The 26621-nt window shown below is 33.8% G+C and carries 18 protein-coding genes; 7 read left to right on the top strand and 11 right to left on the bottom strand.

Going from position 1 to position 26621, the window contains the following annotated elements; translation table 11 throughout:
- The first annotated feature begins 102 nt into the window (after positions 1-102).
- Genes LQ189_RS04385 through LQ189_RS04370 form a run of 4 tightly spaced genes read left to right on the top strand, consistent with a single transcriptional unit; the run spans position 103 to position 4291 of the window.
- On the top strand, positions 103-2034 hold the full coding sequence (locus tag LQ189_RS04385; RefSeq protein ID WP_230158625.1) for a BatA and WFA domain-containing protein: 1932 nt from the start codon (positions 103-105) through the stop codon (positions 2032-2034).
- 16 nt (positions 2035-2050) lie between these two features.
- Positions 2051-3304, top strand: a complete 1254-nt coding sequence (locus tag LQ189_RS04380) for a dihydroorotase family protein (protein ID WP_230154540.1) — start codon at positions 2051-2053, stop codon at positions 3302-3304.
- A gap of 4 nt (positions 3305-3308) precedes the next feature.
- Entirely contained in the window at positions 3309-3638 is a 330-nt protein-coding gene (locus LQ189_RS04375) for a hypothetical protein (protein ID WP_230154538.1), read from the top strand.
- 5 nt (positions 3639-3643) lie between these two features.
- A complete protein-coding gene (locus tag LQ189_RS04370) occupies positions 3644-4291 on the top strand; it encodes an alpha/beta hydrolase (RefSeq protein WP_230154536.1) in 648 nt (215 codons plus the stop codon).
- Positions 4292-4335: 44 nt separating this feature from the next.
- Here the strand turns inward: LQ189_RS04370 and LQ189_RS04365 are convergent, their stop codons facing one another.
- Both LQ189_RS04365 and LQ189_RS04360 read right to left on the bottom strand, forming a co-directional pair.
- Complete coding sequence (locus tag LQ189_RS04365; protein ID WP_158729037.1) at positions 4336-4836, bottom strand: hypothetical protein; 501 nt, start codon at positions 4834-4836, stop codon at positions 4336-4338.
- An 11-nt stretch (positions 4837-4847) separates the two neighbouring features.
- Positions 4848-5612 carry an MBL fold metallo-hydrolase gene (locus tag LQ189_RS04360; protein ID WP_086454179.1) on the bottom strand — a complete coding sequence of 255 codons (765 nt, stop codon included), beginning with the start codon at positions 5610-5612 and terminating at the stop codon, positions 4848-4850.
- A 90-nt stretch (positions 5613-5702) separates the two neighbouring features.
- Here LQ189_RS04360 and LQ189_RS04355 point away from each other — a divergent pair, with 90 nt between their 5' ends.
- Positions 5703-7154 (top strand): TonB-dependent receptor, encoded by a 1452-nt coding sequence (locus LQ189_RS04355; protein ID WP_230154534.1) that lies wholly within the window; start codon positions 5703-5705, stop codon positions 7152-7154.
- Positions 7155-7255: 101 nt separating this feature from the next.
- Here the strand turns inward: LQ189_RS04355 and bcp are convergent, their stop codons facing one another.
- Positions 7256-7708 carry a thioredoxin-dependent thiol peroxidase gene (gene bcp, locus LQ189_RS04350; RefSeq protein ID WP_230154532.1) on the bottom strand — a complete coding sequence of 151 codons (453 nt, stop codon included), beginning with the start codon at positions 7706-7708 and terminating at the stop codon, positions 7256-7258.
- An 84-nt stretch (positions 7709-7792) separates the two neighbouring features.
- Between bcp and nth the strand changes: the two genes are divergently transcribed.
- Positions 7793-8455 carry an endonuclease III gene (nth, locus tag LQ189_RS04345; RefSeq protein ID WP_230154530.1) on the top strand — a complete coding sequence of 221 codons (663 nt, stop codon included), beginning with the start codon at positions 7793-7795 and terminating at the stop codon, positions 8453-8455.
- Between the two features lie 234 nt (positions 8456-8689).
- Here nth and LQ189_RS04340 read toward each other — a convergent pair whose 3' ends face one another.
- From LQ189_RS04340 to LQ189_RS04305, 8 genes are all read right to left on the bottom strand, one after another.
- On the bottom strand, positions 8690-9274 hold the full coding sequence (locus LQ189_RS04340) for an RNA polymerase sigma factor (RefSeq protein WP_221916646.1): 585 nt from the start codon (positions 9272-9274) through the stop codon (positions 8690-8692).
- 264 nt (positions 9275-9538) lie between these two features.
- Positions 9539-10297, bottom strand: coding sequence for a family 16 glycosylhydrolase (locus LQ189_RS04335; RefSeq protein ID WP_221916645.1), 759 nt, complete (start codon positions 10295-10297; stop codon positions 9539-9541).
- Between the two features lie 6 nt (positions 10298-10303).
- Positions 10304-12598 (bottom strand): beta-glucosidase BglX, encoded by a 2295-nt coding sequence (gene bglX, locus LQ189_RS04330; protein ID WP_230154528.1) that lies wholly within the window; start codon positions 12596-12598, stop codon positions 10304-10306.
- A gap of 74 nt (positions 12599-12672) precedes the next feature.
- Positions 12673-14325: a family 16 glycosylhydrolase gene (locus LQ189_RS04325; protein ID WP_230154522.1), complete on the bottom strand. Its 1653-nt coding sequence runs from the start codon at positions 14323-14325 to the stop codon at positions 12673-12675.
- 76 nt (positions 14326-14401) lie between these two features.
- On the bottom strand, positions 14402-15997 hold the full coding sequence (locus tag LQ189_RS04320; RefSeq protein WP_230154520.1) for a PKD domain-containing protein: 1596 nt from the start codon (positions 15995-15997) through the stop codon (positions 14402-14404).
- A 20-nt stretch (positions 15998-16017) separates the two neighbouring features.
- Positions 16018-17493 (bottom strand): RagB/SusD family nutrient uptake outer membrane protein, encoded by a 1476-nt coding sequence (locus LQ189_RS04315; protein ID WP_230154518.1) that lies wholly within the window; start codon positions 17491-17493, stop codon positions 16018-16020.
- Between the two features lie 11 nt (positions 17494-17504).
- Positions 17505-20549: a TonB-dependent receptor gene (locus tag LQ189_RS04310; protein WP_230154517.1), complete on the bottom strand. Its 3045-nt coding sequence runs from the start codon at positions 20547-20549 to the stop codon at positions 17505-17507.
- Between the two features lie 238 nt (positions 20550-20787).
- Positions 20788-23589, bottom strand: coding sequence for a triple tyrosine motif-containing protein (locus LQ189_RS04305; protein WP_305070272.1), 2802 nt, complete (start codon positions 23587-23589; stop codon positions 20788-20790).
- Between the two features lie 185 nt (positions 23590-23774).
- Between LQ189_RS04305 and uvrA the strand changes: the two genes are divergently transcribed.
- Positions 23775-26573: an excinuclease ABC subunit UvrA gene (gene uvrA, locus LQ189_RS04300; RefSeq protein ID WP_230154515.1), complete on the top strand. Its 2799-nt coding sequence runs from the start codon at positions 23775-23777 to the stop codon at positions 26571-26573.
- Positions 26574-26621: the final 48 nt, after the last annotated feature.

Here is a 26621-nt window from a genome sequence, read left to right as displayed (position 1 = left end):
GAAACGTGCTGATAAACTGTCAACAAATTTGTATTTTTGATTCCATTATAAACAATGAAATCCATTGGAGTTTTAACACATTCTAGTCAATACCATCACAGTATGCATTTTAAGCAACCTGAAGTTTTATATTTTTTATTCCTTTTACTTATACCAATATTGGTTCATCTTTTTCAATTGCGAAAGTTTAAAACGGAACTTTTTACGAATGTTCGGTTTTTAAAGGCACTCACCATTCAAACTAGAAAAAGCTCTAAAATAAAAAAATGGCTTCTTTTAACCTGTAGATTATTACTATTGACATGTATTATCATTGCTTTTGCTCAGCCTTTTTTTTCCTCAAAAGACAGTATAAATAAAAACAATGAACTATTTATCATTTTAGATAATTCCTATAGCATGCAGGCTAAAGGAAAGAAAGGCGAACTATTAAAAAGAGCTGTTCAAGAACTGCTTGAGGAAACTCCAGAAAACACTACATTTTCATTATTAACAAATTCTGAAAACTTTTGGAACACCGATATAAAATCAGTTCGAAGTAATTTACAAAATTTAAAATACAGTTCTGAGGCATTCAATTTAGATAATATTCTAACTAAGGTAAAAGCTCATAAATCCCCGTATAATAAAGATATTGTAGTCCTTACAGACGGATTATCAATAACCGAAAAACAGGTAAAAACTAGCGATCAAAATATGAATCCTCTATTCATACTTTCAGAAGCGGAACAAAAAAACAACGCATCTGTAGATAGCGTCTACATTAGTAAAACGGTCGAAAATTTTTATGAAATCACAGTTCAAGTCACTGGCTATGGCGATAAATTTCCTGATGTTCCCATTTCAATTTTTGACAATAATAAATTAATTGCAAAAACTACTGTTGACCTAGATAGCAAGAAAAAAAGTATCACTTTTACCATCCCGAAAAAATCATTTCATGGATATATATCTATTCAAGACAATGGTCTTGCTTATGATAACATCCTTTATTTTAGCATTTCGAAAAATAAAAAAGCAAATGTAATTAGTGTAGGAGAGCCATTAAAAAGTGATTTCTTAACCCGAATTTACACTCCTGATGAATTTGTGTTTAAGAACTATTCTTTAAGCACACTGGATTACAATAGTATAGAACAGCAAGATGCTATTGTTTTAAATGAATTGAATGAAATACCTCAAGCCTTAGCAACTACTTTAAAATCGTTTGTATCAAAGGGCGGACACGTTGTTGTAATTCCGTCATCAGAAAGTTCAATTGAAACGTACAATTCATTTTTCAAAAATTTTGGTACACTTTCATACAGTCCATTAGAACAAACCGAAAAGCAAATTACTAAAATCAACTTTAATCATCCCATTTTCAATAATGTATTCGAATCAAAAATAACCAATTTTCAATATCCAAAGACCAAAATATCCTATCCTTTAAGTAGTTCGAGTCCCGCAGCATTATCTTATGAAGACCAGAGTCCATTTCTCACATCCTTAACAAACTCGGTAGCTACAGTAGCCGTATTTGCAGCACCTTTAAATGTTGAAAATTCTAATTTTCAGCAGTCACCATTGATTGTACCTACGTTTTATAAAATGGTGATTAACAACCAAAATAACGGAGTTATTGCCTATACCATAGGAAGTAATTTATCTCACATTACTGATGCAGCTTTACAAAAAGACGCTATTGTAACCATTAAAGGAACCGATGAGCAATTTATTCCCATTCAACAAATCTTGAGCACTAAGGTTAAAATGACTTTTAATGATTACCCAAAACAAGCTGGGAATTTTAGTGTTTTCTCTAAAAAAGAATGGATTGAAAATCTAAGTTTCAACTACGCAAGATCAGAGAGTGATTTAATTAAAAACAATGATAACGTACTAGCTGATTTGAACCAAGAATCATCCATTACGTCATTCTTTAATGCTTTACAAACAAACCGAACCGATAACCAAATTTGGAAATGGTTTGTTATATTTGCACTACTATTTCTACTCTTAGAAATGGCAATTCTCAAATTTGTCAAATCATAAAAAAAGTTCCTTAAATATGAAATTAATTATCCGAGATGCAAAAATTATTGACCCTAAAAGTTCATTTCATAACACCATTTCAGATCTTTTAATTGTAGATGGATACATTCAAGAAATAGGAACTAATCTTGAAAATCCAGATCAAGTTCAAGAAATTAAACTAGATAATTTACATCTCTCGCAAGGCTGGTTTGACAGCAGTGTTTCTCTTGGAGAACCCGGTTTTGAGGATCGAGAAACCATACTGAACGGACTGCAAGTAGCGGCAAAAAGCGGATTTACAAGCATTGCTTTACAACCCAACTCCTATCCTGTAATTGACAATCAATCCCAAATACATTTTGTAAAAAGCAAAGCAACGCAAACTGCAACGCAACTCTATCCCATAGGTGCTATGACAAAAGAAAGCGCAGGAAAAGATATTGCGGAATTATATGACATGAAAAATGCGGGCGCAGTAGCCTTTGGTGATTATAATAAAAGTACAGAAAATGCCAATTTACTAAAAATTGCATTGCAATATGTTCAAGATTTTGATGGTTTGATAATTGCTTTTTCACAAGATGAACATATTAAAGGTAATGGAGTTGCAAATGAAGGAATTATATCAACTCAACTTGGGTTAAAAGGAATTCCAAATTTAGCTGAAGAAATCCACACTGCTAGAAATTTATATTTACTAGAGTACACAGGAGGAAAATTACACCTACCTACTTTATCTACTGAAAAATCTATAGCATTAGTTAAAGCCGCTAAATCAAAAGGCCTTCAGGTCAGTTGTAGTGTTGCTGTACACCACCTAGCACTCACTGACGAAAAACTACAAGAATTTGACACTCGATTTAAAGTTTCACCACCATTACGAACCGAAAGTGACCGTCAAGCTTTGCTCAATGGAGTCCTTGATGGAACAATAGATATGATAACTTCTGATCATAATCCGATAGATATTGAACATAAAAAAATGGAATTTGATGGAGCAAAAAATGGCACCATTGGACTTGAAAGTTGTTTTGGTGCGCTAATGACCGTTTTACCACTTGACGTAGTTATCGACAAATTAACTTCTGGTAAAAAAACCTTTGGTATACCCGAAGAAATTATTGCAAAAGGTGCAAAAGCAAATCTTACACTGTTCAACCCCGATCACAAAACCGTTTTTAGTAAATCCTCGATTTTATCAAAATCAAAAAACTCTGCATTTCTAGGGACTGAACTGAATGGAAAAGTCTACGGAATTATCAATCAAGACCAATTAATTTTAGCTTAAAAAAATGAATTCAAACCAAACCGAATCTGGTAAAACAGCCGCTATAACAAGCTACATTTTAGGAATTGGCGTTTTTATAGCCATGTCCATGAATTCCGAAGATAAAAATGAATTTGCATCATTTCATATCAGGCAAGGATTAGGAATCACACTAACTTTTATTTCACTCGGTTTGATCATAAGTAACTTTGACAGTTTAATGATCTCAGCACCCATGTGGATTTTTACATTTGTATTGTGGTCATACGGTATCACAAGCGCAATAAAAGGAGAAACAAGACCGGTACCGCTACTAGGTGCGTATTATCAAAAATGGCTTTCAAACATATCATAAAAACAATGGCATTATCACTTGAATACAAAATAAGAGAACCCAAAATAATTTTAGACAAAAATCCACTTTTGTTACTCCTTCATGGTTATGGAAGTAATGAAGCTGATTTATTTTCATTTGCCGAAGAACTTCCGGAACAGTATTATGTAATTTCGGCTAGAGCTCCTTATGACATGCAATACGGAAGCTACGCTTGGTACGCAATTAATTTTGATGCTGATGAGAATAAATTTTCAGATCACAATCAAGCCAGAATATCTAGAGATGTTATTGTTCAGTTTATAGACGAATTAACCGCAACTTATCCCATTGATGCGCAAAATATTGCCTTAATTGGCTTTAGCCAAGGAGCAATTTTAAGCTATGCTGTTGCTTTATCTTACCCTGAAAAAGTACAGAAAATCGTTGCTATGAGCGGGTATTTCAATGCAGAGATTATTAAAGACGGTTTTCAAAAAAACAATTTCGATACTTTGAAAATATTTGCATCACACGGAACCGTTGATCAAGTAATACCTATTGATTGGGCAAGAAAAACACCATCATTGATGGAAAGCTTAGGCATTAAAAGCACCTACAAAGAATATCCTGTGGGACACGGTGTAGCACCACAAAACTTTTATGATTTCAAGAATTGGTTACTTGAAAATTAAATAAAAAAGTCGCAGTTAAATTTAATTTCAACTGCGACTTTTTTTTATTTCTGATATATGAATGATTGATTTACTTCAAATGAAATACTTTCATCATCATTCACAAAGTATTTCAGCAAAACTTCTCCCCACATTTCTCCATCGCTATAATCAGCAATAATCCATCGGTGATTTAAAATTTTCACTTTGTTAATGATAAACTTATTTGCCCCTATTTGATCTTGACCTGTATAAGGATTCCCTTTTGGGTTGGCATTAAAATCCAAAAGTTTTTCAGTGACAAAAGGAATTAATTTTTCATATTGAATCATTTTATCATTTGACCCAGATTCAAAATAATTTTGTGCATTTTCATTTTTTTCTAATGAAAAGTAATTAGCACTTTGCAACTCATTTGACAATAATGCAATGCTATCTCTCAATTTTTTAGTCGTTTTATCGTAACGTTTTTGTTCAAATGCAACCTCTTTACTCAAGAACATATACGTAAAAATAGTAGATAAAACTGCGAGAATAGTCAAATACAATAAGAATGATTTTTTCATTTTTAGTTTAATTAAATTATAATTTCCAAATTATCATAAGCAAGATACACGTTCTCAGGAAGATGTTTTTCTACCTCTTCATGAAAGCCCAATACATGACTAATGTGTGTGAGATATGCTTTTTCTGGTTGCACCAAATTTATGAAATCTAAAGCTTCTTTCAAATTGAAATGTGTATCATGCGGCTCTTCTCGCAAGGCATTGATCACTAAAACTTTCAAATTTTTCAATTTTAAAACCTCCTCGTTGCTGATTGTTTTCACATCTGTTAAATAGGCAAAATCATCAATTCGATAACCAAAAACCTGCAAACTCCCATGAAGTACATCAACAGGTACGATCATTTTTTCACCCAGTTCAAAAGGCTGATTATTGATGACCTCTATCGTTTTTACAGAAGGTGCTCCTGGGTATTTATTGATGGTTTCAAAAACATAAGCAAAACGCTCCTTAAGATTATTAATTACTCGTGTATGAGCATAAATAGGAATCTCTCCTTGTTTAAAATTAAAAGGTCTAATGTCATCAAGTCCTGATGTATGATCTGCATGCTCGTGAGTAAACAAAATAGCATCTACTTTTTGACAATTAGACACTAGCATTTGCTGCCTAAAGTCAGGACCACAATCAATAACGAAAGAATAGTCATCCCACGATATCCAAACTGATACTCGCAACCTTTTGTCTTTAAAATCAGTACTCTTACACACCGGATGGTTACTACCTATAACGGGAATGCCTTGAGAGGTTCCCGTTCCTAAAAAATATACTTTCAATTCAATAGATTTTATTTGCAAAAATAGGGTTAATTATCTTTCTATAATAAGCTATTTCATTAACTTTGTAACATATTAGGAATTAAAAAAATGGATACAGAGATAAAATTAAAAGGTGATAAAATCATCGAACAAATCCCATCAATAAAAGACAAAGCACTTCGTATCAATTTGAACGAAAATATTTATGGGACATTTGCTGAAATTGGAGCTGGACAGGAAACTGTTAGACATTTTTTTAGATCTGGTGGTTCTTCTGGAACAATTGCAAAAGCCATGTCTGCTTATGATAAAGACTTTAGTGATGCCGTTTACGGTGTAGAATCGGATGGTAGGTATGTAACAGAGAGCAGGTTAAAAAAAATGCTCTCCCATGAAGTAAACCTAATAGAACAAAGATTGAGCCGCGAAAAACATCCTAATAAAATGTTTTTTAGTTACGCCAACACGGTTGCCACAATAGATTTTGCTAAACAATTTAAAGGCCACGGATGGGTAGGAATTAGCTACCAAATTGAACCTGATGAAGATTACAATGAAATTATACTTCACATTCGTTTTAAAGAAACAGATGTAAGATTGCAACAAGAAACCTTAGGAATACTAGGGGTAAACTTAATTTATAGTGCTTTTTATAAATACAATGATCCTAAAAGATTGCTTCGTTATTTATACGATCACTTAGATAAAGACCAACTTGAAATTGATACCATAAATTTCTCTGGACCTCGATTTGCAGATGTAGACAACAGATTAATGAGTTTACAACTTGTGAAAAATGGCATGACAGATGCCGTGATGTTTAACCCTGATGGTAAAAACATTCTTCCAGCAGCCATTTTATACAAAAAAAACATACTTGCTTTTAGAGGAAGTTTTCGTCCTGTGACCAAGGTTAATATGGACATGTATGAAAAGTCTTTGAAAATGTTTTTGAATGAAAACAAAGTAGATAAAGACAATACACTCGTTGTTTTTGAAATCACATTATCTAATTTACGTTCTGATGGGGAGATCAACGAAAGGGATTTCATGGACCGAGCTGAGCTTTTATGTTCACTAGGACAAACCGTTATGATCTCTAATTTTCAAGAATATTATAAAGTTGTAGAATACTTTGCTAATTATACTAAGGCTCGAATGGGTCTAGCATTAGGAGTTAATAACTTAATCGATATTTTTGACGAAAAATACTATCGCCATTTAAGCGGAGGAATTCTTGAAGCTTTTGGGAAATTATTCTATCGCGATATGAAAGTTTTCTTGTATCCAATGATAGGAGAAAACGGTGAAATAATTAACTCTGACAACTTGAAAGTACATCCCCGAATGAAAGAATTATATAAATTCTTTAAATTCAATGGAAAAGTAGTTGATATTGATGATTATGATCCTACAATCTTAAATGTGTTTTCTCGTGAAGTACTCAACATGATCAGCCACGGTAAACCAGGATGGGAAAGTATGTTGCCGTCAGGTATTGCTGAAATCATTAAAGAGCACCAATTATTTGGTTATACTCCTCAAAAAGTCCTAAACTAAAGTAATTAATTTTTGCTCTAAATATAAAATCCAGTACACAAGAATACAATCTTGAATACTGGGTTTTTTATTTTGATGAAACTACTTGATCCTAAATTGTATTATTTTAGGATTTGAGCAGCATGTACTTTGGTTTTCACATCAGATATAACCTCATCAATAAAACCTTCTTCGTTAATAACAAAAGTAGTTCTGTGAATTCCATCGTATTCTTTACCCATAAACTTTTTTGGTCCCCAAACTCCAAAAGATTGAATAACTGATTTATCTTCATCAGCAAGTAAAGGGAAAGGAAATTCGTATTTGTCTTTAAACTTGGCTTGAGCCTTTGCACTATCAGCACTCACTCCTAATAATGCGTAATTATTAGCCTGAAAGCGTTCAAAGTTATCTCTCAAATCACAAGCTTCAGCTGTACATCCAGGAGTATTTGCTTTTGGATAGAAAAAAATAACTAGCTTTTTACCCGCATAATCTGCTAATTGATGTTTTTTACCGTCTTGATCTAAACCTATAAAATCTGGAGCTTTATCCCCTTTAGTTAATGTTGTCATTGTAATAATATTTAATAGTGAAATGGTTTGTAAGTTGCATTTACAATTAGAAATGATTTTCTTTACAATTCAAATTTAGGAATAATGACCAAACAGGAACGCGTAACTTTTGTTATAAATACGTTAAAAGAATTGTACCCTACAATTCCCATACCACTAGATCATAAAGATCCTTATACCTTATTGATAGCTGTTTTATTATCTGCTCAATGTACTGATGTGCGGGTAAATCAAATCACCCCAATACTTTTTGCAAAAGCAGATAATCCGTATGATATGGTAAAAATGACTATAGAAGAGATTAAAGAAATCATAAGACCCTGCGGCTTATCGCCAATGAAATCCAAAGGAATTCACGGATTATCACAAATTCTAATAGAAAAACATAACGGCGAAGTCCCACAAAGTTTTGAATTTCTAGAAGAACTTCCTGCAGTAGGTCACAAAACGGCCAGTGTGGTCATGTCTCAAGCTTTTGGAGTACCTGCATTTCCTGTAGATACGCACATTCACAGATTAATGTACCGCTGGAATTTAACGAATGGTAAAAATGTTGTTCAAACAGAAAAAGATGCGAAACGTATCTTTCCTGAAGAAACATGGAACGACCTACACCTACAAATTATTTGGTACGGAAGAGAATATTCGCCAGCAAGAGGTTGGGATTTAGAAAAAGATATTATCACCAAAACTATTGGTAGAAAAAAGGTAATCAACGAATATCAAAAAAAAGTAAAACCACTATAAATTAGTGGTTTTACTTTTAAACTTACATTAAATCTACAATTAATTAGATACAATTTCATAGCATCTATTGTCTATCTTAATGACCGTAAGAGCTTTTGAATAACTAAGCAAAAAAGAAATAATTTCTTTTTTAGGTTTCATTAAAGGTAAGGCATTTGCCTTTTTTGAGTATAATTTTGCCATAAATTCCACGCTTTTATTTTAAATAATAACGTAAGAATTAGAGGTATAGTATTACGTAGTTAAAACAATTTGATATTTGTCTATAACTTTTCTCAAATTAAGTAAAGCATAACGCATTCTTCCAAGGGCAGTATTGATGCTAACACCAGTTATCTCGGATATTTCCTTGAAACTCATATCTTGATACATGCGCATAATTAATACCTCTTTTTGATCAGCAGGCAGCTCTTCAATAATTTTTTTTATATCAATTTGTACTTGATCTGCGATTATTTTATTTTCAATAGATAGTGAATCATCAGACATGATTGAAAAAATAGAAAACTCCTCAGTTTCTCTATATAAAGGCATCTTTTTTGATTTTCTAAAATGATCTACTATCAAGTTATGAGCAATTCGCATTACCCATGGCAAAAACTTACCCTCCTCATTATAGGAATTAGATTTCAAAGTATTGATTACTTTAATAAAAGTATCTTGAAAAATATCATTCGTGATATCTCTATCGGGAATTTTAGAGTAAATAAAACCGTAGATTTTAGACTCGTGCCTTTTAATTAGTTTTGCTAATGCATCCTCGTTTCCAGACACATATTCTTTTACTAAAAGCGCATCGTTGAGTTGTATATTAACCATAATAGTACTTTTTTAATTTAATAAATTGGGGTATGATTTCTCAAAAAAGTATTTTTATAGAATAGGCTTTGGTTTTTTCGTGGTTAATTTTAATTCAAATTTAACAAAATATCGCATTTAAATGCAAAAAAAAGAATAAAAATTATATAAATAAATTTATAATGTGGTGAAATTGTCAATGAAATTTTAAACTATCAACAAAAAACACTAAAAAGCCAAAAACTTGGCTTTCTTTAGTGTTCAGAGTTGAAAATAATTTGCTCATTATTGATACACTTTGATGTAATCAATATAAAATTTTTGAGGGAAAATAGCATCGTCAACTTCGGGCCCTCCAAAATTACCTCCTATAGCCATGTTTATAATAAAATAAAATGGCTGGTTGTATGGCCAAACAGCTTGGGTTTTTGATTCAGGCTGAAAAGTATACACTAACTTAGCATCTACAAAAAATTCTATTTTGTCAGGTGTCCACTCTATGGTATACAAGTGAAAACCCTCTTCAATAGACTCTATTTTTGTTTTTTTAGTGTTAATTGTATTTCCATGACTGTCCTGAGTATGTAACGATGTAAAAACCATATCTGGCTCCTTGCCCACATATTCAAGGATATCAATTTCTCCACACATGGGCCACCCAACTTGATCAATATTAGAACCTAACATCCAAAAAGCAGGCCAAATCCCCTGCCCTACGGGAAGTTTTGCTCTTGCTTCAAATCTTCCGTATTGAAATTCTTTTTTCCCTTTGGTAGTAATTCTAGTTGATGTGTATTTATTGTCTGCTTCTTTTTTTGCAGTAATTACCAAACAACTTTTTTCAATTTTATGATTATCAGCCGTATATAACTGTCTTTCATTATTACCCCAACCACAATTTGGACAACCGTCACCCAACTCGATGTTCCAAGTTTTTTCATTTAATGATTTTTCATCAAAATGTTCTTCCCAAACTAATTTGCGTGTACCCACTTGTGCGAATGAACAATTGAAAATTAGGAAACAAACCAATATATTTTTCATAAATGCTTAGTTTTTAAATTGAAAATCTTTTTGGAATTGCGTTACAGAACTGCCTCCAACAAAGACTTTAAAGTCTCCTGCTTCGGCTTCCCACTTTTTATTCGCGGTAAAAAACTCAATCGTTTTTTCATCAATATTAAACACGACTTTCTTAGTTTCATTAGGTTGTAACTCTATTAATTCAAAACCTTTAAGTTCTTTTACGGGGCGCGTAACGCTGGCGATCAAATCTCTAATATACAACTGCACTACTTCTTTACCTATTACATTACTTGTATTTTTAACATTGACCGATACTTGAATAGATCCACCTTTGGTGAAACCATTAGAAGACAATTCAAAACCTGAATATTCGAATTTAGAGTAACTTAAACCATGTCCGAATGGGAATTGAGGCGTGTTTTTCTCGTCAATATAATGAGACCAAAAAACACTTTCTGGTTCATTCATTACAGGTCTTCCCGTATTTTTATAATTATAATACAAAGGCAATTGCCCCACATTGCGCGGGAAAGACATTGGTAGTTTTCCACTCGGATTGTAATCTCCATATAGTACTTGCGCTATAGCGTTACCACTTTGGGTGCCTAACTGCCATCCCTCTAAAATTGCAGGAATTTTTTCTGCAGCCCACGGAATAGTAAGAGGCCTACCATTGTTTAAAACCAAAACAATATTAGGATTCACTTTATACACTGCCTCTAGTAATTCTTGCTGTACACCTGGTAAATCTATCTCCGTTCTACTTCTACCCTCACCAGATTGCAAACCGTGTTCCCCTAAAACCATAATCACAACATCTGCCTGTTTTGCATTTGTAATAGCTTCATCAAAACCGGTTTTATCAGTAGTGTTGATTTTAGTTTCCCAAATAAATTGAGTGCGTCCCACTGCAACATCGGCACCTTTTGAAAAAGTCAGTTGATTTCCAGAGTATTTTTGCAATCCTTCTAAAACAGAAACCGCCGTATTGTCTTCAGCTGCAATTCGCCAGCTTCCTAATGGACTTGTTTTATCATTTGCCAAAGCACCAATTAACGCTATTTTTTGACCTGATTTTTTTAATGGTAAAATATCATTGTCATTTTTTAAAAGCACAATTGATTTTTTTGCCATGTCTAAAACACCTTCATGAAACTCTGGTTTACCTACTGTGGATTGCTCTCTTTTTTCATCACAATATCTATAAGGATCATCAAAAAGTCCCAATTCAAATTTTACTTTCAATATCCGTCTTGCAGCATCATTAATAAAGCTTTCTTTTACTTTACCCTCTTTAACCAATGCCACTAAATGGTCGACATAAGCGCTTGATTCCATATCCATATCAGATCCTGCATTTATGGCAATCTCGGCAGCATGCTTGCTATCTTTTGCGTATCCATGCGCTATCATTTCATTTATAGAACCCCAATCTGAAACTACAAAACCATCAAAATTCCACTCTTTCTTTAAAATATCCCTTTGTAAATATGCATTTCCAGTAGCAGGTATGCCATTCAATTCATTGAAGGAATTCATAAAAGTACGCACGCCAGCATCAACAGCTGCTTTAAAAGGAGGAAATATGGTGTTTTGTAAGGTATTTTCGCTTACATCTACCGTGTTATAATCTCTTCCTGATTCAGCAAAACCATAACCAGCAAAATGTTTGGCACAAGCCAAAATAGTATTGGTCGCAGCCAAATCATTACCTTGAAAACCTTGTACGCGAGCCACCGCAATCTTACTTCCAAGGAATGGATCTTCACCAGCTCCTTCCATAACACGACCCCAGCGTGCATCACGAGCCACATCAACCATGGGAGCAAAAGTCCAATTTAATCCCTCTGCCGAAGCTTCTTTGGCAGCAATAGCAGCTGATTTTTGTATGGCTTGTAAATCCCAACTTGCGGCTTCGGCAAGTGGAATAGGGCTAATTGTTTTATACCCGTGAATTACATCAAAGCCAAAAAGCAAAGGAATTTTGAGACGGGTTTGTTCTACAGCTATTTTTTGTAAAGCACGAACATCCTTTACCCCTTTTACGTTAAGCATAGATCCAACTAAGCCTTTTTTGAGGTCTTCATACTTTTTTGCGGCTTGTCCTTCTTTTGGAGTGGGTCCCGTAATGTCCCAAAAACCATTGTATTGATTGAGTTGACCAACTTTTTCCTCAAGAGTCATCAATTGAAGTACAGAATCAACCTTTTTATCTAATGCGTTTTTTTGCGCCAAAGGAGTTGATGGTTGTGTGATTTTTTTACTACAAGCAACTACAAAAAATAGGCTGCCAAGTATAAATAGAAATGAATACTTCATTTGTGGTATGTTTATTAAAGCAAAAGGCAGGTAAAAAAACCTACCTTTTACTATTATTGCTAATTTAAATGTGCTTATTGATACACTCTTACATAATCAATCTCCATAGAAGATTGACTAAAGGCTGGATCAATAGCACCTCCAAAGGTTCCTCCCATTGCAACATTTAAAATCAAAAAGAAATCTTTGTTAAATGGCAACGCACTTGTATTTGCAACCGTGTGAAACAAAACATCATCAACATATATTTTAACTGATTCTGGGCTCCAAATGGTTTTGTAAATATGAAATTCAGTAGCTGCATTCGCTATAGTTGTTGAACCTCCGTTACCATTCCCTCCTGAATTTCCGGGATAATGTAAGGTGCCATATATAGTAGTAGGTTGACTTCCTTTGAATTCCATGATATCAATTTCTCCGCAGGCTGGCCAAGTATTAGTTGCGTAATTTTCCCCTAACATCCAGATTGCTGGCCAAGTACCAGCACCAGTTGTTAATTTGGCTCTTACCTCAACCCTTCCATAGGTAAATTCAAATTTGTTTTCAGACTTCAATCGAGCCGATGTGTATCCTGAACCTACTTTTTTAGCAGTGATTTTTAAATTTCCACCTTGAACAATCACGTTGTCACTAGCACTTGTATAAGACTGAGATTCATTATTACCCCAACCTCCTGCACCTAAGTCATAACCCCATTTAGTAGGATCTGGCGCTCCATCAGTATTAAATTCATCTGAAAATTTAAGCACGGTATAATCCGTTATAGGCGTTGGGTTCACTACTGAACCTGCTGGCGATGTACTAAATATTAGATACCAAGCTAGTGCAGTATTATTTGCTTGCACCAGTCTTACTAACATTCTATTGTCAGTAATTGATAAAATTTCATATTGCGATGCTCCAGCATAATAGCCCATAAAGCCTCCGTCAGAAAAATTCATCACCGTTCCTGTAGTAACTCTCGTTTCCTTTGGATTTTTTGACACAAATGAAGTAGAAGGACTTAGAGATACTATTTTCGTTCCTGATGTACTATAAGGCAAACAAGCATCATCACCACCATTTACACCTCCAGCAACACTTTTATAAGAATTATGAAAAAAAGTATTTCCTTTGTTATCCTGCTTATATTCAATTTTACCGTTTACCAGAGCAAAAGTATAATTGCCATCATAAAAACAACTAGCTGATTTTTCAAAAGGTTCTGCTTGGTAATAATTTGCAAAATAATTTTTAGTAGCATCGCCATCATTTTGTCCAACACCAAGATGTCCTTTTTCAGATGATGCTAAGTACCATTTTTTTCCTACAGCCGTACCACCAGTAAGTAACTTTGTAGATACTTCATCATTAAAATTAGTAAAAACAGTAACTTCAAGTGTTTGATTTGTTGTTATACCACCTTTACCAGAAGCAATTACCGTTACCATATATGTGTTAGTCCCATTTTTTTTGTAGGGATGCTCTGTAATACCTCCCGGAGAATTTTCTATTTCGCTATCACCGTAGATATATTTATAAGAAATGGCGTTATCTGCCTTACTTATAAATTTTACTTTTCCTGATCCATCTCCATTGGGAAATGCGGCTGATTTCCCAATAATTTCAGCAGTAACTTTTAGATTTGAGGGAGCTTCTATGGCTCCAAATCCTAGATTATCCTCCTGACAATTCACCATTAAAAGCAGGATAAAAACAGAAACTATTTTGATTAGTATTTTTTTCATTTTATTATTTTTTAAAATTCAAATTGTAATAATGTACACTAACTATTAATGCTAATTTTAAAAGTTAAAACCCTAATTAGTTGTGAAAGTAAACATTATCAATATAAACCGTATTGTTACCCGATGGTGCTCCTACATAAATTAATTGTGCAATATGTGCTCTTGTAGTTAAACCTGTAAATTGACTCAATGGAATATCAAGACTAACCCACGATCCTTGGGCTGGAGAATTTACTGTTATTTCGTGTTCAACATCATCGCCTCCACTAAAAGCTCCATCGGCACCAAAATCAACTAGTTTAATCTTGAATTGTGTAAAATCAGAAGACCAAACATCAGTATGAAAATGAGTCATAGCAGTTGCATTTATAGGAGTTGAAGTAGCCTCAATACCCACAAAATTTAGGGCGCTATATTTTTTAGTTGCATTTCCACTTATACTCAAATCAGTTAATGTTGCACTAGACCAAGAAGTTCTCCAAGTATCGACAGCTACATTTGTATATGCATCACTAAACATAGAAATCACACTTGATGCAGGACGTGTAGGTGTTGGCGCTGCAGTAACAGAGCCTGCAGTGTTGTAGAAAAACACATTGTCTACATAAACCGTATTACTTCCTGCTGGAGCTCCTACTAAAATTAATTGCGCAATGTGCGAACGTGTAGTTAATCCTGTAAAATCACTTAAAGGAATGTCTAAACTGACCCATTCCTCTTTTTTAGGATTGGCAATGGTTATTTCGTGTTCTCTATCATCACCACCGTCAAAGGTTCCGTTTGCACCAAAATCAACTAGTTTTACTTTGAATTCGGTTACATCTGACGACCAAATATCAATATGAAAAAATGTCATAGCTGATGCGTTTATAGGAGAAGAAGTAGCCTCTATACCTACAAAATTTAATGCGCTGTATTTTTTTGCTTTGTTTCCACTGATATCAATATCCTCTAAAGTTGCTTGTGACCAAGAAGTTCTCCAAGTATCAACCGCAACATTAGTGTAGCTATCGCTAAACATAGAGATAACATTTGCAGCAGGAACAGTTGGAGCTGGAGCAGCAAATAAATTTGTAACCGTTACTGGAGTTATTTTTTGAGTAGTTGCTGCACCACCACTCAATGCTACAACACGTACATTGTAAGTTCCTGGAGTTTTGTAGGTGTGGGTTATTACTTCACCTTGCATAAAATCTACTGGAACTTCATTAGGAACATCACCAAAATAAACTTGAAAAAAAGTCTCTAATTCTGCTTCTGCAGAAACATTTACGCTTAAATTACTACCAATTGCCACAGTCGCAACTAAATTTCTAGGCGCTAAAAAAGAGACCGTTACGTCTTGAATGGTTTCGGTTTTTTTACCGTTGAGAGTTATCCCGATAATTTTTGCTTTAAAAACTCCTTCGCGGTATTTGTGGGTGTATGTCCCGCCAGGATTCACAATAACAGACTTTGTTGTAGCATCTCCAAAAAAGATTTCAAATTGAGTTACTCCTTCACCTTTTGGCAAAAAAGTAACATTACCGGAGTTATCTTGAGTAATGGTTGTAAGTGCCGACACGTTTTTTGGTGCACCTATAGTTTCTAAATCTACATCATTATTTTCCTCCGTACACCCAAAAGAAAGGGTCAGAATGAAAATACTTAGAATTAATTGTAACTTTTTCATATCTAAATTATGTTAGTTTTTTAATACCCTTGATTTTGTTTCCAATTCCCATTAGAAAACTGAATTTCCTCAATAGGGATAGGGAATAATTCGTGTTTATTAGCTGTAAATCCTGGGATTTCTTGTGCAGCTTTACCAGTACGAACTAAATCAAAGAAACGATGTCCCTCTCCTGCTAATTCTACTCTTCTTTCGGCTAAAATAAAATCTGTTAAAGCTGCGCCAGAAGAGCTGATGTCATGGTTCAAGTCCCCAAAAGCACGTCTGCGAACTAAATTTAGGTATCCTCTTGCTTTTACATCGTCTATTCCACCGCGGTTGAAAGCCTCTGCTGCCATTAATAATACATCGGCATATCGAATAGCACGGTAGTTGTTAGGATTTGTCAAGTTTAAATCATTTTGAGCAGTTGTGCTTCTTTTTCTAGGTATGTACTTTCTGTTAAAAAAACCAGTATGCTCGTATCCTTTTCCAAAAGTTGCTCCTGTACTAGCTGCCCAAGCTTCAATATCAAGAATAGCAACTGCTTTACGATTATCACCGGCTTCGAAAGCATTAACAATTTTTTGTGTAGGAACATTAAAGCTATATCCAGAAGTAAATAAATCTCCACTATAGCTACGAGGACCACTAAAACCTACGGCAACATTCCCTTCACTACATTGAAGACATTCAAAATTGGCACCCTCAACATCTGTATATTGTACTTCAAAAACAGATTCTGGTCCGTTTTCACCTTCGTTTTCAAATATCGTATTGTAATTTGAAACTAATGAGTAACTCCCTGACGTTATCAACTTATCAAAAGTTGCAGCGGCTGGTGCAAATTTGTTTTGATACAAATAGGCTTTTCCTAACAAAGCAAGCGCTGCTCCACGAGTTGCTCTTCCTTTTTGAGTAGTTGTTAAAGGTAAATTTTCAGAGGCAAAAATTAAATCGGCTTCTATAGATGAATAAACTTCTGCTTTTGAAGAACGAGGCATTTTTTTCTCATCTCCTGGAACAAATCTTGCGTCTCCTTTCATCGGGATACCACCAAACCATTTTACTAATTCAAAATGATAGTATGCTCTTAGAAATCGAGTTTCGGCAATAATTTGATTTTTGCCTTGAAAATCAGTTTTATTTTTAAATTCTAAAATATAATTTGCTCTTTGTACACCTGCAAACATCCAATCCCAAAGGTTTTTTAATTGTTTGTTAACTGGCGTATGAATCATATCATCAATTTGCTGAATACCTGGCTCATTTGATGCATTCTCACCTCCTGCTAAAGTGTTGTCTGAGGCTATTTCACCAACTAAAACATTCATATAACTAGACTGTAATAAATCATATGCAGCAATCAATGCTTTGTCATAGTCTTCTTTTGAGTTGAAATAATTTTCAGAATCAATAGAATACTCAACAGGTCTGTCTACGAACTCATCGTTACATGAAATGATAGCCATGGCTATAGCTGCTGTCATTACAATACTAAAAAGATATTTTTTCATTTTTATTCAGATTAAAAATTAATGTTCAAACCTAACAAGTACGTTCTTGGAATAGGGTAAAAACCATTGTCAATACCTCCACCCAATGGAGCTCCACTAGATGCCCCTGGATCAAAACCTTTGTATTTTGTAAAAGTGTACAAGTTGTTTACACCGGCATACAACCTAACTTTTGAAAGACCAGCTTTTTCAATAAACTTATTTTCAAGAGCGTATCCTAACTGTATGTTTTGGATTCTTGCATACGAAGCATCTTCAACAAAGAAACTTGAAAAATTAGAGTTACCTGTTGCACCTGTAGTAACTCTAGGAGTGCTATTTGTACTTCCTTCGCCTGTCCAACGGTCTAAAACATAATTCAGTCTGTTAACATCTGTTAGGTTTCTTTCATAATTTCGAACCATATCATTGCCTACAGAGGCAAAAGTATACATGGCAAAATCAAAATTTTTATAGTTCATTTGAACATTGAAACCCATTGTAGCCTCAGGAATTGGATCACCTATGTTAGTTCTATCACTGGCATTTAAAACACCATCACCATTTACATCAACAAATCTTAAATCACCCGGACTTGCTTCTGCTCCTAATGATAATTGAGATGGATGCGCACTTACTTCGGCTTGATTCTGAAAAATTCCATCAGTTTTATAGCCGTAGAAATAACCAATTGGTCTACCTGCTTCCATTCTTGATGGTGGTGGTGGTTGGCCAACTCCAAAGGATCCTCCCTCAAGATACCCAATACCATTGTTCACCTCTAGCACTTCGTTTTTCAAGAAAGTAACATTGTATCCTACGCTTAAAGAAAAGGAATCTGAAAACTTATTTTTATAATCTAGAGCTAGCTCTAAACCAGTATTTCTAACCGTACCAGCATTAATTGTCGGTGCATTAGATCCTGGTGCAGCAGCACCATTGATACCAGAAACAGGAATAAATGGAATTAACAAATCAGCTCTTGTGTCAATAAAATAATCGGCTACAAATGATATTTTGTTTTGAAGAAATCGTAAATCCAAACCTATATCAAACTTGCGAGCTTCTTCCCATTTCAAATTAGCGTTTGGAATTTGCCCTACAGCAAAACCATTCACTAACACATCATTAAAAACGTAAGTTGCCTCACCATTTAATTGAGAAATATATCCATTGTTAGGGATTTGATCGTTTCCTAAAGTTCCGTAACTTCCTCTAAATTTCATGAAATTAACAAACTTATCTTGTCCAAAGAAACTCTCATCAGATACTACCCAACCAGCTGTAAATGAAGGGAAGTAAGCCACTTTGTTTCCTGGTCCAAATTTTGTAGAAGCATCACGACGAATCATTGCCGAGAAAAGGTACTTGCCTTTATAATCATACTGACCTCTTGCAAAATAAGAAAGTCTACGTTCATCATAATTGTAGGAACTGTTTGTGACAAAAGTTGCTATTCCTCTAGTTAGAGCAATATCAGCAAATTCCCATGAATTATAAGGAACATCAAAACCTGTGGCAAACAAACCATTACCGTACTCTTTAAAAATAGTGTTACCTATAGTTGCTGTGATATTATGCGCATCGGCAATTTTCTTAGTATAGGTACCGTAAATATCAAATGAATAATTATTGTCGTTTATAGCACCTTGAGTTACAGAACTTCTTTGTACATCAAAAACTTTTCCTCCATAACTGATTTGTTTAGAAAATGTCTTCGACTCGCTATTAGACGTATTAAATCCTAGTGAAGTAGTAATCACAAAATCTTTAAATAGTTTGTAATCTAAACCAAAATTACCATTTAGTTTTTTGAAATTATAATCGTTATAGGTATTTGCAATTTGAGCTAAAGGATTTATTATTTCGTTACCAAGACCCGTACCAGCAAGAGTAAAATCACCATTAGCATCATACGGTTTTAGTGTAGACGGCATATTCAACGCATTAAATAACACTGAGCCTAAACCACCTTCATTAAGTGTATTTCTGGTAAAATAAGTGTAAATAACATTCGTTTTTAATTTCAATCTATCAGTAACATCAGCACCAAGTGCAATTCTTGCAGTATTTCTTAAAAAGCCTGATTTTTTTTCTCCAATGATCCCTTCTTGATCAATATGAGAACCACTTACTGCATAGGTTATTTTATCAGATCCTCCAGAGAAAGAAATATCATGATTGATTATTGGAACTGAAGTACTAAAAATTTCATTCTGCCAGTCGGAACCTTTACCCAAACCTGATACATTTGGAAAAGGAATTGCGTTACCACCATTAGCATAACTTTCGTTAAGCAACAAAGCATACTCGGTTGCATTAAGCATAGGTAACTTTCTTGAAGTTTCTTGAAAACCAGTGTAAGCGTTATAACTTATTTTGGATTTAGTATTCTTTTTACCTGATTTGGTTGTAATCAAGATAATACCATTGGCACCAATAGTACCATAAATGGCAGCTTGAGCATCTTTTAATACCGTAATCGTTTCTATATCATTAGGATTTAGTAAGCCTAACTCGCCAACATAACCATCTATAATAGTAGTAGGTCTATTTTCTCCATTCGTAGCAATACCTCTAATTCTTATATCTAAAGCTGCTCCAGGTGCTCCAGATGTAGAGGTAACATTTACTCCAGACACGGTTCCTTGCAATGCTTGTTCCACTCTAACTGGTTTTAATACCTCAAGTGTTTTGCTATCTACAACAGAAACTGCTCCTGTTACTTCTCGCTTTTTTTGTGATCCATAACCTATGACAACAATTTCATCTAATGTATTTGCATCTTCTTTTAAAACAATAGAAAGGTTCTGTGTGGCTTGTGTAACCTTATATTCTACACTTTTAAAACCTACGAAAGAAAATATTAAAACGGAATTAGGCGAAACGCCTTTTACATAAAAACGACCATCAAAATCTGTAGTGGTTCCTGATGAAGAATTTTTTACTTGAATATTTACCCCTGGTATTGGTAAACCAGAACTTGCCTCTTTGACAACACCTCCTACATCATACCCTTGTGAAAAACCTACAGTGGTAATAAATAGAAATAAGATTAATAGATAGTTTGACTTCATAATTTATGTTTTTTGTGAATTATAAAATTAACACCTAAAGAGTGCTAATTAGTAAATTAGAACCACAACAAAAAACATACAAAGCAAAAAAAAAGTAGTATTACTGATGATTTCTCAATTTATCACCTAATTTGCTGTGAAATCTAAATCTTAATAAAATCTTAAATCCCCAAAAAAAATCAACGACAACGTTAATGTTGTGGTAATGTATAGTTTTTTTGACCCAAAAAACTGCAACCTATACAGATAAAATGTACTCTACAAGTCCTTGCTCATGAGACAATTCCATTTTTTTACGCAAACGATATCGTTTTATCTCAACACTTCGTACCGATATGTTCAATAAAGGGGCAACTTCTTTTGAGGATAGATTAAGCCTTAAATAAGCACATAATCTTAAATCATTTGGAGTTAATGTAGGATGCGCCGCCTTCATTTTTTTCAAGAAATCTTTATCGGTACTATCAAATGCCTCTTTAAAAATACTCCAACTATCTCCTTCATTGATGTTTTTATTTATAGTAGAAATTACAGATTTTATACTTTTATTGCCATCCTCACTTGTTTTTTTCAAATCTTCTTTGATAAAAGCCAACAACTCATTTTTACTATTCAAACTCATTGTAGATGCGGCCAATTCTTTATTTTTTGAATCAACTACTTGAGAAAGTTGCTCATTTTTTATTCGCATAACCTCTTGCTCGTTCTCCAACTCTTTTATTTCTAATAACAGATTGTTTTCCTCTATTAATTTTTTTTCTAATTGTTGATAATAGCGTTTGTAAGCCTTGTGTATAAATCTTGCTGCAAAGACCAGCACAATTAAATAAATCAAAAGTGCAACATGAGTAAAATACCAAGGTTTGTTTATTCTAAACGAATAGGATATGGTACTATCTAAAGTAGAATTAGCATATTTTGCTCTAACTTTTAAGGTATAATTCCCCGGAGGTAAATTCTTAAAATTAACGGATGATTTGGCACTCCATTCACTCCACTCCTCTTGAAACCCTTCCAGTAAGTACTGAAACTCGACATTTATATATTTATTGAACTCTGGTACAGCATAAAAAACTGTAATGTTATTTTCATCATGATTAAAACTTCCCTCACTTAGAATACTTTGGTTTTGAAACGATTCGTTTTGTTTATTTGTAGTTATTCCTGATAATGAAATGTTGTAATTCTTTAAACCTAATTCATTTAAATTTAAAATATAATATCCATCCGTTGTTCCTATTAAATAATTGGAGTGAGAAATTTGAGTTATATTTTCATATCCCAACATAGAGTTTGTTAAAGCTGATGGTATGGGAATTACATTTTGCGTAAGTTGCTTGCTAAATTTACTCAGCGAAAAATAATGAATGTAATTCTTTGAAAACAACCAAATCTTGTTAGAATTGTCAACAATTAACTTACCAGATGTGTATTCATCTTTTTCAAAAACAGTACTCAGTATAGTATCCTTTATAAACTGTTTAGTTTTTTGATTCAGTTTAAAAATGCCTGCTTTGTTAGCATAATAAACATCATTATTAAAGGTAGTTAAACTTGCATTTTTCCCTTTTTGAGGTGTTTTATAAGCCTGCACTCGTTTTACTTTCAATAGATCTTTATCAAGTTCCAGTCTAAAAACTCCTTTGTATTCATGACTTACGTAAATATCTGAATTTTTTAAAATCTCAAAATACTTAGATGAGTAATTAAAACCTTTGATTTTATTTCTAAAACTCCATTGATTATTTCTTTTTTCTAAAACTGAAATACCATAATAATTTCCTTGTAAAAGATGTGCTTTGTCATTTGGAGACGCCTCAAATTTCCAAGTTCCAGAGGCCGAAAAAATATTCTTAGCCATTCCATTCTCAACAATAAATGTTCCTGAATCATGGCCACAAAAAAGTGTACCATCATGTTCAAATAAAGACCAAACTTGACCTTTAGTACCACTCACAAAACGAAATTCCTCCTGTACAGAATCCTTTTTAAAAAACAATCCTTGATTTGTTCCTACATATAAGTTCCCGTTACATTTTAAAGAGGTGTAAACAGTCCCCAATATTCCTGTATCATCACTATAATTTTGAATGGGCGAACGCAAATTGATACAATTGATACCATTGTCAAGTCCCAACCATACATTTTGATCAACATCTTCATAGAGTGATAAAACAGTATTATTACTCAAACCTTTATTTTGAGTGATATGAAATTTCAATTTACCTGTTGAATCAAGTATAAAAACACCATTTGAAATAGTTCCTAAGGCAAAACTTCCGTCACTTAACCTCTGACTGCAATACACATTACCTGTAGCAAATTCATTGTCCACATCAGTTTTAATTTTTCTCAAACGTTTATCAATAAGTTTAAAAAAACCATTTTGTTGCGTTTGTAAAAGAAGTCCATCATCATCAGCAAAAATATTTACCATCTTATTTTGCAATACAATTTGATCATTGGTTACAAGACGATACGTACCACTTTCTATTTCAAAAAGACCTTCATTTGCTATTTGAAAATAAATAGCATCTTTAGTACGAAAAGATTTAGTAATGTTGTTTTTGGGACTAATGATGTTAAAAGTATCTGTCTTAGTATCATAAATATACATTCTATTTAAAGACTGAAAAACAACCCATTGTTCAAAATCTAAAACATTCCAAAACTGTTCATCATCAAGAATTTTGTATTTAATTTTCTTACTTAAGGAATAGTATTTAAGTTTCCCGTTGGACATTCGTTTCCAAAAACCAAATTCCATGTAGGCACCAGAATAAATCTTATTCCCTATAACCTTAACAGATCGTATAATAGTTTCGTTTGGGGACGGATACAGTTCCCAGTTAGACCCATTAAACTCGAGTAGTCCGTCATTATTTGCTAGATAAATAAATTGTTTTTTATCCTGTGAAATCATCCAGTTTTGATTTCCTGCGCCATAGGTTGAAGAACTATATTTTACAATAGGCGGCAACTCTTGTGAGAAGGCACAAAAACAGTATAAAAAAAGAATAAAGTATAACTTTGTTTTCAATGGTAGCGTTTGTTTGTTTTGTCAAAAATAAATCTAAAAATAGTACTTATTTATCGGATGGAAAACATAATTACCATACAAGGCCAAAATTGACTTTTAAACCTCATTTTTAATCATTATTTGTGAGTTGTTCATCCTGAAATCTCTGTTCAAAATTGATTACTTTTGTAAAAATTATCATTTTTATGCAAGTTGACCTTTCTAAATTAGACCCAAAGAAAAATATCATTATAAAAGGAGCGCAAGTACACAATTTAAAAAACGTGGATGTTGCTATACCTAGAAATAAACTAGTGGTTATTACAGGTCTTTCTGGATCTGGAAAATCAAGCTTAGCATTTGATACTTTGTACGCCGAGGGACAGCGTAGGTATGTAGAAAGCTTATCCTCTTATGCCCGTCAATTTCTTGGCAGGCTCGATAAACCAAAGGTAGAATATATTAAAGGTATTGCTCCAGCTATTGCCATTGAACAAAAGGTCAACACTACAAATGCCCGTTCTACAGTGGGCACCTCTACTGAAATTTACGACTATATAAAATTACTTTTTGCAAGAATAGGACGCACTTATTCCCCAGTTTCTGGTGCTGAAGTCAAAAAAAACACAGTTACTGATGTAGTAAATGCGGTAAAAAAGCTAGAACAAAACAGTAAATGGTTGTTATTAGCTCCCATTCATTTAGAACCAGGCAGAAAAATACATGACAAGCTTAATGTTCTTTTGCAACAGGGTTTTGCTAGAATATTGGTAAACAATGAAATGATTAGGCTAGATGCTGTTCCTGAAGCTATAAACGATAAAGAAATTTATTTAATAGTGGATCGTATTGTGGTTAACCAAGATCCCGAAGTTGAAGAAGAATTTTACAACCGCCTTGCCGATGCAGTTCAAACTGCTTTTTTTGAAGGGAAAGGCGTTTGCTACTTACAAGAATTAAACACCCATATCAAACATACTTTTTCAAATAATTTTGAACTGGATGGCATCACTTTTTTAGAACCAAATGTACATTTGTTTAGTTTCAATAATCCTTATGGCGCCTGCCCAGTGTGTGAAGGCTACGGAAACGTTATTGGTATAGATGCTGAACTAGTTGTTCCTAACACTACTTTATCTGTTTTTGAAAATGCTATTTTTCCATGGCGTGATGATAGTATGAGTTGGTATCGTGACGAGTTAGTTAACAAAGCTTACAAATTTGATTTTCCCATTCACAAACCTTTTTATCAACTTACTGAAGAACAAAAAGAAGTTCTTTGGACAGGAAATGGTTATTTTCAAGGCTTAAATGATTTTTTTAAAGAGCTTGAAGAAAAAAACTATAAAATCCAAAATAGAGTGATGCTTTCTCGCTATCGAGGCAAGACAAAGTGTACCGCATGTAAGGGAAAAAGGCTGCGTGTAGAAGCTTCTTATGTTAAGATTAATCAAAAAACAGTTTCTGATTTGGTTGATTTGCCTATCAAGCACTTGGTTACTTTTTTCAAAAACTTAGAATTAAACGTTTATGAAAAACAAATAGCCAACAGATTACTTATTGAAATCAACAACAGATTGTCTTTTTTAACCGAGGTAGGTCTTGATTACTTAACACTCAATAGAAACTCAGCCACACTGTCTGGTGGTGAATCACAACGTATTAACTTAGCTACTTCACTTGGCAGCAGCCTGGTAGGATCTATGTATATCTTGGATGAGCCAAGCATCGGGTTACACCCAAAAGATACCGAAAGACTAATAAAAGTTCTGCTTTCTTTACGCGACTTAGGTAATACTGTAATTGTTGTAGAGCATGACGAGGATATCATGAAAGCGGCTGATATGATTATAGACATTGGCCCCGAAGCTGGAAGTCTTGGTGGAAATTTAGTGGCTCAAGGAACATTTGACGAGATATTAAAATCAACTTCACTTACTGCAAAATATCTGAATGGTGATTTAGAAATTTCGGTACCAAAAAAACGCCGACAGTTTAAGAACTTCATAGAAATTAAAGGAGCTCGAGAAAACAACTTACAAAATATTGATGTTACATTTCCGCTAGATGTGTTAACGGTCATTACAGGTGTTTCAGGTAGTGGAAAAAGTACACTGGTAAAGAAAATTCTTTTTCCAGCTATGCAAAAAAAGCTAGAAAATATTGGAGAGAAAGCGGGACAATTCTCAGAAATATCAGGTTCGTTTTCGCAAATAAAACATATCGAATATGTAGATCAAAATCCTATAGGTAGAAGTTCACGTTCAAATCCGGTAACGTATATTAAGGCGTATGACGACATTCGGGATTTGTATGCCAAAGAAAAACTTTCAAAAGTAAGAGGATACCAAGCTAAACATTTTTCATTTAATGTTGATGGTGGGCGCTGCGAAACCTGCAAAGGAGAAGGATCTATCAACGTAGAGATGGTATTTATGGCTGATGTGCAATTGCCATGTGAAACCTGCCACGGTAAACGATTTAAAAAAGAAGTATTAGAGGTAGCGTTTGAAGGGAAAAATATTCATGAAATTCTAACCTTGACTATAGATGATGCAATTGCTTTTTTTACAGCTCAGAAACAAACTAAAATAACTCAAAAACTACAACCTCTTCAGGATGTCGGTTTGGGTTATGTACAATTAGGACAATCATCCTCTACCCTTTCTGGCGGAGAAGCACAACGTATAAAACTGGCTTCATTTTTAGTAAAAGGTGCCACAAAAGACAAAGCTTTATTTGTTTTTGATGAACCAACAACCGGTTTACATTTTCATGACATCAAGAAATTATTAGCTTCCTTTGAGGCTTTAATTGAGAAAGGACATTCTATAATAGTAATTGAACACAATCTTGATCTGATTAAATGTGCCGACTGGTTAATTGATCTTGGTCCCGAAGGTGGAGAAAATGGCGGAAAATTATTAGCGGTTGGTACTCCAGAGCAGGTTGTGAAAAATAAAGAATCTATTACTGGAACCTATTTAAAAGCAGTTCTAAAATAATAAAAAAGCCGATATACTTTTTCAAGTATATCGGCTTTTAATATTTGC

Source organism: Flavobacterium sp. CECT 9288 (assembly GCF_918731615.1).
GTDB lineage: Bacteria > Bacteroidota > Bacteroidia > Flavobacteriales > Flavobacteriaceae > Flavobacterium.
The sequence above is the reverse complement of the archived record's forward strand: the minus strand, read 5'-3'. Positions and strand labels throughout refer to the sequence as shown.